15 protein-coding genes and 1 pseudogene are annotated in these 16,411 nt (G+C 62.8%); 8 read left to right on the forward strand and 8 right to left on the reverse strand.

Annotated elements, in window-relative coordinates:
- The 5 genes and pseudogenes from ABZF37_RS09990 to ABZF37_RS10010 all read right to left on the reverse strand — a co-directional run.
- A pseudogene (locus ABZF37_RS09990) lies at positions 1 to 266 on the reverse strand (amidotransferase); the annotation flags it as partial.
- Between the two features lie 10 nt (positions 267 to 276).
- On the reverse strand, positions 277 to 1,122 hold the full coding sequence (locus ABZF37_RS09995) for an alpha/beta fold hydrolase (protein WP_372719445.1): 846 nt from the start codon (positions 1,120 to 1,122) through the stop codon (positions 277 to 279).
- Between the two features lie 138 nt (positions 1,123 to 1,260).
- Positions 1,261 to 3,165 carry a sulfate adenylyltransferase subunit CysN gene (cysN, locus tag ABZF37_RS10000; protein WP_372719447.1) on the reverse strand — a complete coding sequence of 635 codons (1,905 nt, stop codon included), beginning with the start codon at positions 3,163 to 3,165 and terminating at the stop codon, positions 1,261 to 1,263.
- On the reverse strand, positions 3,165 to 4,067 hold the full coding sequence (gene cysD / locus ABZF37_RS10005; protein WP_372719449.1) for a sulfate adenylyltransferase subunit CysD: 903 nt from the start codon (positions 4,065 to 4,067) through the stop codon (positions 3,165 to 3,167). The genes cysN and cysD overlap by 1 nt, the downstream gene beginning before the upstream one ends.
- Positions 4,068 to 4,368: 301 nt before the next feature.
- Positions 4,369 to 5,727 carry a M18 family aminopeptidase gene (locus ABZF37_RS10010; RefSeq protein WP_372719451.1) on the reverse strand — a complete coding sequence of 453 codons (1,359 nt, stop codon included), beginning with the start codon at positions 5,725 to 5,727 and terminating at the stop codon, positions 4,369 to 4,371.
- A 183-nt stretch (positions 5,728 to 5,910) separates the two neighbouring features.
- On the opposite strand from ABZF37_RS10010, the gene ABZF37_RS10015 reads away from it, so the two are divergent.
- The 6 genes from ABZF37_RS10015 to ABZF37_RS10040 all read left to right on the forward strand — a co-directional run bounded on the left by ABZF37_RS10015 (position 5,911) and on the right by ABZF37_RS10040 (position 12,448).
- Positions 5,911 to 7,134: an MFS transporter gene (locus ABZF37_RS10015; RefSeq protein WP_372719453.1), complete on the forward strand. Its 1,224-nt coding sequence runs from the start codon at positions 5,911 to 5,913 to the stop codon at positions 7,132 to 7,134.
- Positions 7,135 to 7,323: 189 nt separating this feature from the next.
- The gene (locus ABZF37_RS10020) at positions 7,324 to 8,682 is read left to right on the forward strand and encodes an MFS transporter (protein ID WP_372719455.1); all 1,359 of its coding nucleotides are present in this window, start codon (positions 7,324 to 7,326) and stop codon (positions 8,680 to 8,682) included.
- A 39-nt stretch (positions 8,683 to 8,721) separates the two neighbouring features.
- The gene (locus tag ABZF37_RS10025) at positions 8,722 to 9,939 is read left to right on the forward strand and encodes an aromatic ring-hydroxylating dioxygenase subunit alpha (RefSeq protein ID WP_372719457.1); all 1,218 of its coding nucleotides are present in this window, start codon (positions 8,722 to 8,724) and stop codon (positions 9,937 to 9,939) included.
- Positions 9,940 to 10,095: 156 nt separating this feature from the next.
- Positions 10,096 to 11,298 (forward strand): EAL and HDOD domain-containing protein, encoded by a 1,203-nt coding sequence (locus tag ABZF37_RS10030; RefSeq protein ID WP_372719459.1) that lies wholly within the window; start codon positions 10,096 to 10,098, stop codon positions 11,296 to 11,298.
- Positions 11,299 to 11,450: 152 nt separating this feature from the next.
- Positions 11,451 to 11,765, forward strand: coding sequence for an H-NS family nucleoid-associated regulatory protein (locus ABZF37_RS10035; RefSeq protein WP_372719461.1), 315 nt, complete (start codon positions 11,451 to 11,453; stop codon positions 11,763 to 11,765).
- Between the two features lie 281 nt (positions 11,766 to 12,046).
- On the forward strand, positions 12,047 to 12,448 hold the full coding sequence (locus tag ABZF37_RS10040; protein ID WP_372719463.1) for an RNA-binding S4 domain-containing protein: 402 nt from the start codon (positions 12,047 to 12,049) through the stop codon (positions 12,446 to 12,448).
- 77 nt (positions 12,449 to 12,525) lie between these two features.
- Here the strand turns inward: ABZF37_RS10040 and ABZF37_RS10045 are convergent, their stop codons facing one another.
- Positions 12,526 to 12,879, reverse strand: coding sequence for a DUF1820 family protein (locus ABZF37_RS10045; protein WP_372719465.1), 354 nt, complete (start codon positions 12,877 to 12,879; stop codon positions 12,526 to 12,528).
- Positions 12,880 to 12,936: 57 nt separating this feature from the next.
- Entirely contained in the window at positions 12,937 to 13,647 is a 711-nt protein-coding gene (locus ABZF37_RS10050) for an HAD family hydrolase (protein WP_372719467.1), read from the reverse strand.
- Between the two features lie 90 nt (positions 13,648 to 13,737).
- Here ABZF37_RS10050 and ABZF37_RS10055 point away from each other — a divergent pair, with 90 nt between their 5' ends.
- Together ABZF37_RS10055 and ABZF37_RS10060 are read left to right on the forward strand one after the other, a co-directional pair.
- Positions 13,738 to 14,310, forward strand: a complete 573-nt coding sequence (locus ABZF37_RS10055) for a peroxidase-related enzyme (RefSeq protein ID WP_372719469.1) — start codon at positions 13,738 to 13,740, stop codon at positions 14,308 to 14,310.
- A 5-nt stretch (positions 14,311 to 14,315) separates the two neighbouring features.
- Entirely contained in the window at positions 14,316 to 15,284 is a 969-nt protein-coding gene (locus tag ABZF37_RS10060; RefSeq protein WP_372719473.1) for a quinone oxidoreductase, read from the forward strand.
- Between the two features lie 108 nt (positions 15,285 to 15,392).
- Here the strand turns inward: ABZF37_RS10060 and ABZF37_RS10065 are convergent.
- Positions 15,393 to 16,411 (reverse strand): sulfotransferase domain-containing protein (locus tag ABZF37_RS10065; protein ID WP_372719471.1); only part of this gene is annotated, 1,019 nt, incomplete at its 5' end.

Consider the following 16,411-nt stretch of genomic DNA (forward strand, 5'->3'; position numbering starts at 1 on the left):
ATGCCGAGTACCCGTTTGCCGGTCCTGATTGCCACCCTGATCAGATCGATTTCGGCGCTCAGGAACGGGTGCAGATCGGACTCGTAGGCGCCCATCGGCCCACCCATGATGATCAGCCAGTCAAAGTCCTGCGGCGGCGGCAGCGGTTCATCCGCGTGCAGCCGCGTGCAATGCAGCGTGTGCCCGTGGCGGTATGCCCAGGGCTCGATCTGGCCCAGGCCTTCGAACGGTACATGTTGCAGCCAGTGAATGCGCAGGGCGGGCATGGGATGCCGTTCAGGCTTCGCCCAGGAACGCCAGCAGGGCGTCGCGCAGCGCCTGCGGTTGTTCTTCGGCAATCCAGTGGCCACAGCGCTCGATGACGCCCCCGCGCACGTCGTTGGCCACTTGTTCCATGCACAGCCTGACCGCCGCGCCGATGCTGCGTTCGCCCCCCAGTGCCAGTACCGGGATGGCCAACCGCTCCCGCGCTGTCGCTGCGAAGTCGACGGCGTCCTGGCCGGCAGCACGGTAATACTCGAAGCCGGCTCGCAAGGCCCCCGGCTGTGCCAGGCAGCGCGCGTACTCGTCGACGTCGGCTTCGGTGATAGCGCGCGGGTTGTAGGCGAAGTTCTGAAAGAACCACGAGATATAGGCACGTTCCCGGCCGGCTACCAGCATTTCCGGCAGGTCACGCACGCCGTGGAAGCCGAAATGCCAGTAGCGGGACAGTGCATCCGGTCCCAGGCCCGGCAACTCGACCCCCGGTAACAGCATGTCCAGGATGGCCAGGCGTGTCACCAGCGCGCGATCCTGCGCGGCCAAGGCATAGGCAACCGCCCCGCCCCAGTCGTGGCCGACGACGGCTGTTTGCGTGATGCCGAGTTTGTCGCGCAGCAGTACACGCAGGTCGCCTGCGATCGTCATCTTGTCGTAGCCGCCGACCGGCCGCCCAGAGTCGCCGAGTCCCCGCAAGTCTGGCGCAATCACGCGATAGCGCTTGGCCAGCTCGGGAATCAGGAGCCGCCATTCGTGACTGCTCTGTGGCCAGCCATGTAGCAGCAGCAGCGCCGGGCCGTGGCCGGCAAGCAGGTAATGCAGCCGGACTGCGGGCAACTCGGCGGTATGATGCTCAATCGACATCACGGATCCGGTCAGTGGGTGAGGACAGGCGCCCGGCCCATTGTGCCGATGATCCGGTACACAAAGAAATGACCAGGACGCCGAATTCCAAAACCGAAGATCATGCTCGTCAGGCGCACGAACGGTTTATTGGCACCGTCACGGAATGCAATCGCGCCGACGCAGCTCTTCTATGACGATATCGGCGGCCCGTTCGGCGTCGCACTCGACCGTGTCGATCCGCAGTTCCGGGGTTTCGGGCGCTTCATAGGGGGAGTCGATGCCGGTGAAGTTTTTCAGCTCGCCCAGGCGGGCCTTCTTGTAAAGACCCTTGACGTCCCGAGTTTCGGCAACCGCCAGTGGCGTGTCGACATGGATTTCGACAAACTCGGCCTCGTCCAGCAGGCTGCGGGCCAAGGCCCGCTCCGAGCGGAATGGCGAGATGAATGCCGTCAGCACGATCAGCCCGGCGTCGACCATGAGTCTGGCCACCTCGCCCACGCGGCGTACGTTCTCGACCCGGTCCGCGTCGGTGAAGCCCAGATCCTTGTTCAGGCCGTGGCGGACGTTGTCGCCGTCCAGCAGGTACGAGTGACGGCCCAGCGCGAGCAGCTTCTTCTCCACCAGGTTGGCAATGGTCGATTTACCGGCGCCTGACAGGCCGGTGAACCACAGCACCACCGGCTTTTGGCCCATGATGGCGCCCCGCGCCTGCTTGTCGACGTCCACGTGCTGCATGTGAATGTTGTGGGCGCGGCGCAGCGCGAAGTGCAGCATGCCGGCGCCGACGGTGTTGTTGCTAAGGCGGTCGATCAGGATGAAGCCGCCGGTGTCGCGATTGTTCTTGTAGGCGTCGAAGGCGATCGCACGGTCAAGCGCGATATTGCACACGCCGATTTCGTTCAGTTCGAGCTGCTTTGCCGCCAGGTGTTCCAGGGTGTTTACGTTGACCTTGTACTTCGGCTCGGTGATGGTTGCGCTCACGGTGCGGGTGCCGATCTTGAGCAGGTATGGACGGCCGGGCAGCATCGGTTCGTCGGCCATCCAGACCATGGTGCATTCGAACTGGTCGGCGACTTCGGCGGGCAACTCAGCAGTGGAAATGACGTCACCGCGCGAGATATCGACCTCGTCTTGCAGGGTCAGGGTTACCGACTGGCCCGCCACCGCTTCTGGCAGGTCGCCGTCAAGCGCAACAATGCGGGCGACGCGGCTCTCGCGGCCCGATGGCTGCACGCGGATACGATCGCCGGGCCGGATACGGCCACTCGCGATCAGCCCGCAGAAACCACGAAAATCGAGGTTCGGCCGGTTAACCCACTGCACTGGCAGACGAAACGGATCGCGTTGTCGGCGGGTGTCGTCGATTTCGCAGGTTTCCAGAAAGCCCATCAGCGTCGGCCCGTGGTACCACGGGGTGCGTTCGCTGGGGTCGATCATGTTGTCGCCCTTGAGGCCGGACAGGGGAATGGACGTGATGTCAGTCAGGCCGATTTGCGCCGCGAAGGCGCGGTAATCCGCATCGATCTGGCGGAACACGTCCTCGGCGAAGTCAACCAGGTCCATTTTGTTGATGGCCAGCACCACATTACGGATGCCGATCAGGTTCACCAGGTAGCTGTGGCGACGGGTTTGCGTGAGTACACCCTTGCGGGCGTCGATCAGAATGACTGCGCAGTCAGCGGTGGAGGCCCCGGTGATCATATTGCGCGTGTACTGCTCGTGACCGGGCGTGTCGGCGACGATGAACTTGCGTTGGTCGGTGCTGAAAAAGCGGTAGGCGACGTCGATGGTTATGCCCTGCTCGCGCTCGGCGGCCAGTCCATCCACCAGCAGCGCAAAATCCATGTCCTCGCCCTGGGTGCCCCATTTTTTGCTGTCTTCCTCCATTGCGGCCAGTTGATCCTCGAACAGCATCTTTGACTCGAACAGCAGGCGGCCGATGACGGTGCTCTTGCCGTCATCCACGCTGCCACAGGTGATGAAGCGCAAAAGGCTCTTGCGCTCGTGCTGGGCGAGGTACTGTTCGATGTCGCTGGCAATCAGGTCCGATACGTGCGCCATCAGAAGTAGCCCTCCTGCTTTTTCTTTTCCATCGAGGCGGCGGTGTCGTGGTCGATCATGCGACCCTGGCGCTCGGAGGTACGGGTCAGCAGCATCTCCTGGATGACGGCGGTGAGCGTGTCGGCTTCGGACTCGATTGCGCCGGACAGCGGATAGCAACCCAGCGTGCGAAAGCGGACCTTCTTGAGCATCGGCGTCTCGCCGGGGTGCAGGGGCATGCGCTCGTCGTCGACCATGATCAGGGTGCCGTCGCGCTCGACCACCGGGCGCTCGGCGGCGAAGTACAGCGGCACGATCGGGATGTTCTCCAGGTGGATGTACTGCCAGACATCGAGCTCGGTCCAGTTGCTGATCGGAAACACCCGGATCGACTCGCCCTTGTGCTTGCGTCCGTTATACAGGTGCCAAAGTTCCGGGCGCTGGCTTTTCGGATCCCAGCGGTGTTGTGCGGTGCGAAACGAGAAGATGCGTTCCTTGGCGCGCGATTTTTCCTCGTCGCGGCGGGCCCCGCCAAAGGCCGCGTCGAACCCGTACAGGTCCAGCGCCTGCTTCAGGCCCTGCGTTTTCCACATGTCGGTATGGACCTGCGAGCCGTGGTCAAACGGGTTGATGCCCAGGGCTTTGGCCTCGGGATTCTGGTAGACCAGCAGTTCCATGCCCAGCTCGCGCGCCATGCGTTCACGCAGGGCGTACATGGCGCGAAACTTCCAGGTGGTGTCGACGTGCAGCAGTGGAAATGGCGGCGGCGCGGGATAGAAAGCCTTGCGGGCCACGTGCAGCATGACGGCGCTGTCCTTGCCGATCGAGTACAGCATGACCGGCTTGTCGGTCTCGGCGACCACCTCGCGCAGGACATGGATACTTTCTGCTTCAAGGCGTTGTAGGTGAGTCAGAACGGTCATGAAAGGTCCGGGGTGAAGATTCACGGGTAGCGCGTTCAGCGAGCAGGGCGGTTCCCTAGCTGGAATTAAGGGGCTTGGCAAGGGCAGATGATGGCGATTTACGCACAGGCGGTAAAAAATCCCTGTACTAACCAGACGAAATCGCAATCGTCTGCGGATTTAAATTCAAAAACATGAATAACTTTCTGTTAATAAATGAAAATTATAGTTTGATTAAATGCTGGGCAATCTGTGCGGTATCTCGCATAGGCGCGCCGTTTATGGCCTTATCCGGTAAGTAATCCACCAAGTTATCCACAGATTATGGGGATAAAGCTTGGGGGCCCCCCGCCGAAAAAAAAGCACCAAGAACCCGACACATAGCGTCATGGTCGGCGGCCCCGACACTTTCCCTGACGCTGTGCATGGCCCACATCGGGTTGCCGACGTCCACGCTGCGAAGACCAAGACGCGCCGCTGCCGCCGGGCCGATGGTGCTGCCGCAGGAAAGATCGCTGCGCTGGACGTAGCTTTGCCAGGGCACGCCTACCCGCTCGCAGGCCAGTTGGAACAGCCCGGCTGACACGCTTTCGGAAGTGTAGCGCTGGCTGGCGTTGGTTTTGATCACCGGCCCATGGTTCAGGTGTACTCGGTGCTGGTCGTCATAAGTGCCCGTGTGACCGGGCAGGTAAGCGTGCGCCATATCGGCGCTGACCAGCACGCTGCAGGCCAGCGCGCGCCGATAGTCCTCACGTCCGAGCCCACTGCACAGGGCAATGCGTTCCAGTATGTCGTCGATAAAGCTGCCGTCGGCGCCCTTGGCGCTGGTGGACCCAACTTCCTCGTGGTCGAACAGAAAGCCCACGGCGCAGGGACCGGTTTCGGTCGCGTCGGTGTCCAGTAGCGCGCTCAGTGCCGCATGGCAGGAGCCGAGGTTGTCGAGTTGCGAGTCGGCCACGAATTCCTGTTGTGGTCCGAAGAAAACCCCGCGCTGGGTGTCGTAGACGTTCAGTTCAAAGCCGAGCATCTGCACGCTGTCGACCTCGAGCGCGTCAGCGAGCAGACGCCTCAGGTGATCGGCTGCCGGTAAGCCTTCGCGGACCGCCTCAAGGATGGGGGGCAGTTCGTTTTGCCGGTCGAGCTTGAGTCCATCCTGGTTCACTTTGCGATTAAGGTGGATCGGCAGGTTCGGGATGCGCAGCAGCGGCGCTTCGAAACGCAGCAGTTGGCTACGCACGCCATGTGGAGCGCTCGCATCACGCAATGCGACCCGTCCGGCAAGGCTCAGATCCCGATCGGCGAAGGTCGCCAGGATCGGTCCACCATAGACTTCGACGCCGAGGCGCAACAGGCCGCCGCTGGTGTCCCCGGCGCGCGGTTTGACCCGCAATCCTGGCGAGTCGGTGTGGGCGCCAACTACGCGAAACCCGGCCTGTGTGAGGGGTTGGCCGCCGATCCGGAACATCGCCAGGGTCGAGTCGTCACGAAGGATATAGTGCCGCCCGCCGGGTGACAGGAGCCATGGGTCGGCTTCGTTCAGGCGCGTGTAGCCAGCATCGTTCAGCAGCGCCGCGGCATTTGCCGCGACGTGCCAGGGGCTGGGGCTGGCATCGATGAAATCGAGCAGCGCCTGGGCACGGGCGCGAGCGGCCGGACTGATTGGCAAAAGCGAGCTTGGCATGAGGGTACCGATCGGCGGCGTTGACGGCCAATTGTACGCAGCGCGTGGCCGGCTCCGTGCCGCGGGGTTATTGTTGCCGGGTTGCTTTGTACCGTGCGGGCCCGGAGTGGGGGACAAAGGTGGTTTGCGCCGGCGCGGTACGGTCCCGGTTGCGGCGCAACGTGCGCAGGAGGGGAGGAAAGAATGGACGCAGCTGAAACTGCGCCGATAGTACGCCGCACTGCGCGCGTGGTGGGTCTGTGCCTGCTGGTGATCGTGCTTGATGGCTTTGACATGCTGGTCATCGCGCTTACGGCACCGGCACTCGCCGTCGATTGGGGGCTCTCGGGACAAAGTTTGGCGCCGCTGTTCGCCGCTGGGGTGATCGGCATGATTGGCGGCTCGGTGTTCATTGCCCCGTTGGGCGATCGCCTGGGCCGGGTTCGCGTGCTGATGCTGTGCTGCGCGTTGTTCGGCGTGTTTGCAGGCCTCACGGCGTTGGCTGACAGCTATGCCGGGTTGCTTGTGCTGCGTCTGCTGACCGGGTTCGGACTCGGGGGAGCGGTGCCCAACGCCACGGCGTTGATTTCCGAGCACGCCTCGAATCGGCAGCGCCCGCTTATGGTCAGCATTGGCCTGGTTGGCTTTGCCCTGGGTGGCATGTTGTGCGCATTGCTCGCCGTGCCGCTGGTGCCGCGTTTCGGTTGGCGCGTGATGTATGTGATCGGTGGTGTGCTACCGCTGTTGCTGATTCCGGTACTGCACCGTTTCTTGCCGGAATCGCCAACGTTACGATCCAGCACTAAGGCGCCCGCTGAAAAGTTCAGTCAGCGTGTGCGGCTGTTGTTCGCGCCCGGCCTGGCCGGTGATACGCAGCGCCTGTGGCTGGCGTTCTTTGTCAACATGATGGTGATGTTCTTTCTCGCCAACTGGGTGCCGTATGTCGCGCAGCAGGTCGGGTTCGGGCCGCAGCAAGGCTCACTGGCGGCGCTGGCGCTGAATGTCGGCGGCATCGTCGGGCCTTTGATACTCGCTGTGGTCTGCCAGCACCTGGACGCGCGGCGGGTGATTGGGGCCGCCTTTGTGGCAGCGGCCGCCAGCATGGTGGGGGTGGGGTATGCCACCGGCAGTTTCGGTATTTATCTGGCCGTGGCGGCGTTGGCCGGTTTCTTTGTATTCGGTGCCCAGATCACGCTGCATGGCCTGGCCGCTGCGGTGTATCCGGGTCACCTGCGCGCCACCGGCATTGGCTGGGCGCTCGGTTGCGGGCGTATCGGCTCGGTGCTGGGACCGTTGTTGGGTGGGCAGATGTTGAACTCCGGGGTCGCGTTGTCGACTTATTTCACGGGTTTTGGTGCCGCCTTGTTGCTGGCAGCGGCGGCGACCTTCAGCCTGACGCGACGGGCGCTCGACGGGCACGAGACTTAGCGATCCACTGATGTATTCAGCGGCTCGCGCAGTGCACGGACGCACTGCCAAAATCGATGGCTGTAAGCCAGCCGAAAGCTGCGCGTTTGCGGTGGCCGGCGTTGTGAAGTCCAGGATGGATTTATTCAGCGCTTCCACGGAGTCTATATACAGCCGGCGATCGGCCGGCCGTCATTTCAGGGAGTGCATGTGAATCCAAACCCCCGTCGCTGGGACGTGGCCGCGTGCGTCGACGCCGCACCGCTCGGCTTCACGCAGATTCTGGTTGTATTACTGACGTTTGCCGTTGCGGCAAGCGATGGCCTTGACGCCCAGATCATTGGCTTCACGGCGCCGCAGATCGCGGCCGAGTTCGGGATCAGCCGGGACCAGCTTGGGCCGGTGTTCAGCGCCTCGCTATTGGGCATGGCCGGGGGAGCACTTTTATTCGGTTCGTTGGGTGACCGGCTCGGTCGACGGTACACGATGATTGCCTGCGTGGCTGTGTTCGGGTTCGGCACTCTGCTGACACCGCTGGCACGCGGGGTGATTGACCTGACGGTGTTACGTCTGATTACCGGTTTTGGCCTGGGCGGCGCATTGCCAAACGCGGTGACGTTGGTGGCCGAGTGTGCGCCGGCGCGACAACGCGGATTGCTGGTAACGCTGATGTATATCGGATTCTCTGTCGGGGGCATGCTCGGCGGCGCGATCGCCAGTGCCCTGGTGGTGGAACATGGCTGGAGGCTCATGTTCTATATCGGCGGACTGCTGCCGCTTGGTTTGTGCCTGGTGCTGTGGGCGTTGCTGCCAGAGTCGCCGCACTTTCTGGCGCGACAGCCTGGGGGTCGATCCAGGGTCAGCGCATTGCTGCGACGGCTGGACCCCAGCGGGGACTATGCCGCGGATGATGTGTACCTAGTGCCCGAAGCCGTCGGCTCCAATACCGGTATCGGAGAGTTGTTCCGTCACCGCCGGGCGCGCAACACGCTGCTGCTGTGGTCGGCGTTTTTCATTAATCTGCTGGTGCTGTTTTTCCTGATGAACTGGCTGCCGACTTTGTTGGTGGAGCGGGGCTGGGCGCTGGACAGCGCCATCCGGGTGATGGTCATGTTCAACTTCGGTGCGGTGTTTGGAGCCTTACTGCTGGCCTGGCTGTCGGCTCGCTACAACCCGCGGCGCATGTTGGCGATGTGCTTTGCCTTGGGTGGGCTCGCCATCATGGCGATCGGTCTGGGTAATGGGCAGTGGGCGGTGGTCATGACCGCCGGCCTGGCCACCGGCGTGTTTGCCGGCGCAGCCCAGGTTGGCCTGTACCCCATCACAACGCAGGCCTATCCCAGTCTGGTGCGCGCTACCGGGGTGGGTTGGGCCCAGGCCTGGGGCCGGACCGGGTCCATACTGGGTCCGCTTGCCGGCGGCTGGCTGGCCGTGCTGGAGCCGCGCTTTGTGGTGTACTTTGTCGTCTTCGGGGCGCCACTACTCGTCGCCGCGGTGGCTATCGCGGCGATGCGAGACCCACCCCCAGCCGCATTTACGAACGCATTGGATCAATCCGACGGGCCGTAACAAGCGTGTCCGCGCCGTAGTTATCTGGAGGAGCACGTCATGAAAAACCGGGATATCGATCTTGCCGCCTTGCCACGTTGGCCGGCCGCATTCAACCAGGTGCCCAAATGGGTGTTCGAGGATGCGGATGTTTTCGAGCTGGAACTCGATCGCGTTTTCAGGGGGCCACTGTGGCATCCGGTGGCCCATGACGCCGAATTACCCAACGTGGGCGATTACAAGACGATCAAGATAGGCCGTACTCCGCTGCTGGTGATTCGCGGCGATGACGGCCAGGTGCGAGCCTTCCACAACGCCTGCACGCATCGCAGCACCAAGCTGGCGATGGCCTTTCGTGGCCACAGTGGGGATATCGAATGCCCCTACCACCGCTGGGTGTTCGACACCCGCGGCCAGCTGCGGGCCTGCCCGGGCGAGGCCGAGTTCCCGCCCGACTTCAAGCGCGCCGACTACAACCTGGCGCAGTTGCGCTGCGAGTCCTTCACCGGGTTGTGGCTGGTCAGCCTCAATGCGAACCCGCCACCGCTAATGGAGTGGATGGGTGATTTGGCGCAGCCTGTGCGGGACGCCCTGGGCACGGACGGTCGCCTGACACTGCTCGGTTACCAGAAGGTGCGCTATCAGTCGAACTGGAAGGTCTACATCGACAACGATGCCTTTCATGCACCGCTGTTGCACGCGGCGTTTCGCATGCTGCGCTGGCAGGGCGGCAGCGGCAGCCAGCGGCGTCTGCCGCAGGGCCATATGATGATTCTGTCCGAGCTGGACGCGCAGCCGACCGATGGCGGCTTGCTGCGTGACCCCAGCGTGATCGGTTACCTCGGTGGGGACGCGCCGCGCAACAAGTCGCCCGGTCAGGCGGCGGGTTCGAGCCTGCTGGCGTTCTGGCCGCTGACGGCTGTCGCCAACCATCTGGATATCTTCAATATTCGCTACGCCAATCCGGTCGGGCTGGACGAGGTTGAGGTGCATTACGCGTACTTTGCCCATGCCGACGACGACGCCGACCTGGCGCGCCATCGTCTGCGGCAGTCCTCCAACATGATCGGCCCGAGCGGTTTCGTGAGTCTCGAGGACGCCACGGTGTTCTTGCGTATTCAGCAGGCACTTGAGACCGAGCCGGGCACGACGTTCTTCCTGAAGGGCTGGCACGAGGGTGCCGACCTTGCCCGGACCAAGCAGAACGACGAGGCTCCGAATGCGCTGTGGTGGGAGCACTATCGGCAAGTGATGTCCTTCGAGCGAGCGATCAGTTGACAGCGGTTTGAGATCTTGGGGCTGGTGTGGCCGGAGATGTTTGGGCCGGCCGTTTAAGCATCAAGTTGCGTGGCTGAACGGTCGATAAGCGCTACAACCCTGCCCGGTCGCCCGTTGACCGGACACGTTTGCAAGTTGCTACCGAGAGTGATGGCTATGCGCACTGCCTATTTAGGCCGGCAACCAATTTTTAATGCCCAGATAAAGCCGGTCGCCTACGAGCTGCTGTACCGGTCCGGTGCCGTTGGCAGTTCAGACCAGAACGACACCCGCGCTTCGGCCAATGTTCTTATCAACGCTTTTCTGGAGATGGGTGTTCAGCGGGTGGTCGGTAAGGCCAAGGCGTTCATTCATGTAACTCCTGAAATTCTCGACGATGAGTTGTTACGCCTGTTCGACCCCAGCCAGCTCGTATTGGAGCTGATGCCGGATATAGACTTTGACGACGCATTTTTGGAGACGGTGGACAGGCTGCGAGCGCTTGGATACGGCATCTGTGTTGATGATCTGCTGATACATGAAGGTACCGTCCCGTTGCTGGAGCGGGCACATTTTGTGAAGGTGGATATTCGCGCCGTGCCCGAGGACGAACTGGCCGGACACGTGGCCGCGCTGCGCCAGTATCCGGCCGCTCTGGTGGCTGAGAAAGTGGAAACGCACGAGCAGTTTGCCCAGTGCCAAGAGTTGGGTTTCGATCTGTACCAAGGTTACTTTTTTGCCAAGCCAAAACTGGTGGCCGGGCGTGCCATGGCGGAAGATCGCCTCAGTGTCATGCATCTGCTGGCGACCCTGCATAATCCGAATTCTGAACTGTCGGATGTGCAGACTATTATTCAGCGCAGCGTCTCGCTCAGCTACCGGTTGCTGCGTTACGTTAATTCGGCGGCCTTCTACCTGACGCGCGAGATCAATTCCATTGCGCAAGCCACGGTAATGCTTGGCCAGCGCCGAATACGAGACATGGCGACGCTGATGGCTCTGACCGGCATGGACGACAAACCCCAGGAGCTGACGCGTACTGCGCTGGCCCGTGCCAGGCTTTGCTCCCAGTTGGCGCCGATAGGGCGCGGCAATGCCGATATCGGATTTACGGTTGGACTATTTTCCGCGCTGGACGCGTTACTGGATAAGCCGCTGGAACAGCTTCTGGACGGAATGCCTTTATCGGAGGAGGTGCGGCGCGCGCTGCTGGAGCATCACGGGCCATTCGGCCAGATACTGGCAGTCACAATAGCCTTGGAGCAGGGCGATTACGATAGTCCCTTGCTTGATGCTCTTGAACCAAAACCGAGTGAACGCGCCTATCTGGAAGCCGCCGACTGGGCAAGTGAAGCAGTTGCCGAGATGCTGGCCGCTTGAGCGGTTGGCACTTGCCTGTCGCGAGCCGCGAGCTTGCCCCGGGTTCTCATTCCATGACTGAGTTCGGTTCCATAGGTCTATTGTTTTAATGTTATTGCTTGACTATAGTTGGACGTTCGTTTTTTCTGTGACATTTAGGAGAGTGCCGAAAAATGGCCGTCAATCTAACTAATTCCTCCCTTGGGGAATTGCATCAGATAATCGCCGACGCCAAGGTCATGCTGGATAAGCGCCAGCGAGAGCAGCGAGCTGAAGTTGTGGCTCAAATGCGTAAACTGGCCGCCACAGTGGGTCTGGATTTCGAGATTGTTGCCGGTGGTGAGCGAAAGAAGAGCCGCGCGTCGGCTGCTCCCAAGTACCGCAATCCTGCCAATGCGGCACAGACCTGGAATGGTCGGGGTCCGAAGCCGAAGTGGTTCAAGGAAGCCATTGCCAAAGGCAAGACGCCAGCACAGCTGGCGATCTAAAAATAAGTCAGGCCGGGCCGGTGCCGGCCAACAGTTGCCTGTAGGTGAATTAAGGGTCTGAATAGAGCCGTCGCGATGTTCCGTCGCGGCGGTTTTTTTTGGCTGGCGCGCCTGGCAGTCCTGCGGACGCGATCCCCAGGATTGTGGGGATAATGGATCGGGGTGCCCACAGCGTACCCCGCTGTGTCTGGCCGCCTTGGTAGGCTGTGGCGGTCTTTCCCAGGCCCTGGCGGGTGGGCCATCCGCTTACAGGATCACCAGGCTGATACCTGAGTTGAGGAATGGAAAAAAACTCAGTTTCCGAGGGCGTGGCAATCAGGCTGGACAAATGGCTGTGGGTCAGTCGTTTGTACCGTACTCGGACGCTGGCAGCACAAGCGGTGAGTGGCGGCAAGGTGCGTGTCAACAGCCAGCCGGTAAAGCCAGCCCGCGTGCTGCGCTTGGGAGATGAAATCAGCTTGCACAGGGGCGATGAATCAATAACCGTGGTGGTGCGGGGTAGCGTCGGGCAGCGCGTGCCGGCCAAGGCTGTATCAGCACTCTATGAGGAGACCGCAGACAGCATCGCGGCGCGCCTGGCTGCGCGCGAACGACATGCTTTGACGGGCTGGTCAGGCTTTACAGGGAAAGGCCGACCGACCAAGCGGGATCGCCGAGCGTTGGAGAATCTGACGAAGCCCTGAGGTCGACTTTGACAGGCGTGGATGGTTGCGTCAAACCCGGCGGTTCTCGGGCAACCCGGCGGGGTGGCGAGCGGTAATCAATCCTTTCCCCGACCGCCGGGGCTGCTGGGCGTGTAGATAGGCGAGGGCAGGTACGCCACTTTGGCATCGTCCGATAGATTGCTTATCTTGTTTACGCCTTCTCTATCCACCTCGTCGATGCGCACTACGGCGTGCATGGGAATAAACGTAGTTTTAACGTGTTCGAATTCCGCTTTCAGGCGTTCTTCGGATGGGTCTATGACCAGGCTGCTTTTCTCGCCGAAGACAAAGCCGGCCACTTCAATAAAGCCGAACATGCTGCCCTGACTCACCTCGCGGGCGTGAAGTTCGTAGAGCTTGCCCTGATTGTGGAAGCTCACTTTGTAAATTGGCTTTTTCTTGACGGGCATGAGTACATCCAGCGTGTTTGGTGGTGGGCAAGTATAAGGGCCATGCAGTGGGCGCCATCAGGCGCCCGGAACGATATGCCAGCGCAGCAGCAGTTCGCGCAGCCCGTGTAAATCCGCAACTTCGGCATCGGCACGTGGCCCGCCGGGCCACGCCAGGGCATCACGATTCACCCACACGGTGCGCATGCCGGCGGCGCGTGCGCCGATGACGTCACGCTGGGGATCGTCGCCCACGTGCAGTACCTGCTCCACTGGCACGCCTGCGGCTGCACTGGCCGCCTCGAAGATCGCCGGGTGTGGCTTGGCGACGCCCACGCTGTGTGCGGATACGCAAAAGCGCAGCAGGCCGCCGAGGCCGATGCGGGCAATATCTGCGTTGCCGTTGGTGAGGCCCCCCAAGGTCAGTTGAGCGGCCAGCTCAGTAAGCACTGGCAGCACATCAGCGAACAGTTCCACCTCGTTTCGCGCCTGCCACATCACGGCAAATGCCCCTTCGGCCGCGTCCCGCCCGTAACCGCAGTGTTGCGCTGCCAGCGCCAGCGATTCACGGCGCAGGGCGCCCAGATCGTGGGCCAGCTCCGGTCGCTGTTGCAACAGGCCATCTCGCAGCTCGCGCAGGTCGGCCGGTGAATAGCGCTCGGGCAAGCGCGGGTAATGCTCGGCCAGCCAGGCATGCATACGCTGCTCCGCGCGCTCGATGACCGGGTCGATGGCCCACAGGGTGTCGTCCAGATCAAAGGTTATGGCGAGAATCGGCGGCGCGGGCATGGCACTTGATTGGTTGAGGTGCACCGCACAAGATGGCGCCGTGTGCATCTATTTTCAAGCCGGCCTGCCGTCGGCGTTTTGGGAGGAGACATGGCAAACGACAAACTGATGGCGCTGGACCTGGCCGAACCGACCCCACTGCCGAAGGAACTGGCGACCCAGTACGCGGCGGCCAAGCAGCGGTTGGGTTTTGTGCCCAATGTGCTGCGCGGCTATGCGCATGCGCCTGACCGGCTGGCCAATTTCATCGCCATGCGCGATGGCCTGATGGCGAGCGACTCGGGCCTGACCAAGGCGGAGCGGGAAATGATCGCGGTCGTGGTGTCGTCCCTTAACCGCTGCCACTATTGCCTGGCCAGCCACGGCGCCACGCTGCGCCGGTTAACGGGCGATCCGGCACTGGCCGATATGCTGGCCATGAATTTTCGCGCCGCGCCGCTGGATGGGCGCCAACGCGCCATGCTGGAGTTCGTCGAGCGCCTCACGCAGGCGCCCGAGTGCATCGAGGACGCCGACCGTGACCTGCTGCGCGAACAGGGCTTCAGCGAACGCGACATCTGGGACATGGCCGAGGTGACGGCGTTTTTCAACATGACCAACCGCCTGGCGGCCGCCACCGGCATGGAGCCCAACCGCGAGTACTACGACCTGCACCGCCGATGAACACCATGCATGCCATCGAAGTCACCGCATTCGGCGACCCGGAAGTCTTGCGCCTGGTCGAGCAGCGCCTGCCCGAGCCTGGTCCGGGCGAACTGCGCATCAAGAATGCCGCCTGCGGCGTCAATTTCATCGACATCTACCACCGCACCGGCTTCTACCCGCAACCGTTGCCGTTCGTGCCGGGCCTGGAAGGCGCGGGCCTTGTGGATGCCGTGGGTGCGGGCGTGACGCGCTACCAGCCTGGCGACCGCGTGGCCTACCCGAACGCCACGGCGGCCTATGCGCAGTTCACCTGCCTGGCGCAGGAGCGGGTGGTGCCGGTGCCGGAGGGGCTGGACCTGGAGCTGGCCGCCGCGGCCATGCTGCAAGGCCTGACCGCCCACGCGCTCACACACTCCGCGTACGCCATCCAGCCCGCAGACACGGTGCTGATCCACGCCGCTGCCGGCGGCGCCGGGCAGATGCTGGTGCAGATGGCCAAGCTGCGCGGGGCACGGGTACTCGCCACGGTATCGACCGAGGCCAAGGCGCTGATCGCCCGCGCCCGCGGTGCCGACGAAGTAATCCTGTATTCGCAGGACGATTTCGTGGCCGAAACCCGTCGCTTGACCGATGGCGCTGGCGTGCACGCGGTCTACGACTCGGTCGGCGCCAGCACCTTCCTGAAGGGCTTCGACGTGTTGCGCCGGCGCGGCACCATGGTGCTGTTCGGGCAGTCCAGCGGGCCAATTGAGCCGATCAGTCCGCTGTTGCTGCTCCAGAAAGGCTCGCTGTTCCTGACCCGGCCCAGCCTGTTCGACTACATCGCCGACGCGGACGAACTGGCCGCCCGTTCGCGCGACCTGTTCGCCTGGCTGGCCGATGGCCGGGTCGACCTGCACATCGACCGGCGCCTGCCACTGGCGCAAGCCGCCCAGGCCCACGAACTGCTGGCCAGTCGTGCCACCAGCGGCAAGCTGCTGCTGATTCCCTGATCCGGCTTTTACAAGCCATCAAACCTGGCGATTTTGTCGGAGCGGGCGCAGCTGACGGCGTAATCGACAGGTCGGCCCGACACGCGAGGGAACCCCCCCGAGCCCCCGCTAACCGAAATACCGGTCGTAAGGAAAATCGCTGCCCAGCTTTGCCAGACCCGCCTTGCACCAGGCGTCGATGTGCGCCTGCTGGGCGGGCGTCAGCATCTCGCCGGAGTTGCCCTTCCTGCCGCTGCGGATCATCGATCCGCCCGGCCGGGCGAAGGGCGACACCTCGCCGGGGTAGAACTTGTGGTCGATGGCCTTCATGTGCTCGAACGAGCTCAGGCGCTGCACGCGCTGGGCTTCCGCCTCGGTCAGGCTCACGCCCATCAGGTCCGCCATGCGCTGGATGGTTCCGGCTGGGTCGTCCTGTAGTTCGTTGTAGGTCAGAAACAGCACGTTCGGCCGCTCGCGCCAGGCCCAGTAGCCGGCCGTGAACTCGTACCAGGGATGGAACACCGCCTGCTCGGAGGTGCAGTGCCGCACCCAGGTTTCGACCGACGGGATCAGGCTTCCCAGCAGCATGCTGCCAAAGAAGTGGTAGCCGGAGACGATTACCTCCTTCGGATCGCGCACCAGGCAGATGTACCTGGCCTTCTCGCTGTAGGGCACAAACTGCGCCCGGGCGTGGGTCTTGATCACGCGCAGGCCCGATCGGGAGCGCTGCTGCGGGCGCGGGTCGTTCAGCCAGACGGTGGTCTCCTGGTCCGGGCAATCCACCCACGGCACCACGTCCAGGATGTCCTCGAACTCGCCCTCACCATGCTCGGCGACCTGATAGGCGGTGTGCATCGCCCAGTTGGTACCGCTCTTGAAATACGAGCACACGAATACGTCATGCTCGGTCGGCGTGTAGCCGGTAAAGGCCTTGGCGATGGCCTTGTCGAACAGGCCGGCGGCCATCGGTTTGAAAAAGCGCTGGAACAGCGGAAATTCGAACCGCAGCCGCTGCGACAGATCGAACACCCGCCGCAGCAGCCAGGTGACAGGGCGCATTTGCCGGCGCGTGCGCGCCATGGCGGCCAGCGTGTTGCGGCGGCGCTCGGCGACGTCGGCGAATTCGTAGCCGGGCGGGGCGGGGATGG

This window comes from Immundisolibacter sp., from assembly GCF_041601295.1.
Lineage (GTDB): Bacteria > Pseudomonadota > Gammaproteobacteria > Immundisolibacterales > Immundisolibacteraceae > Immundisolibacter.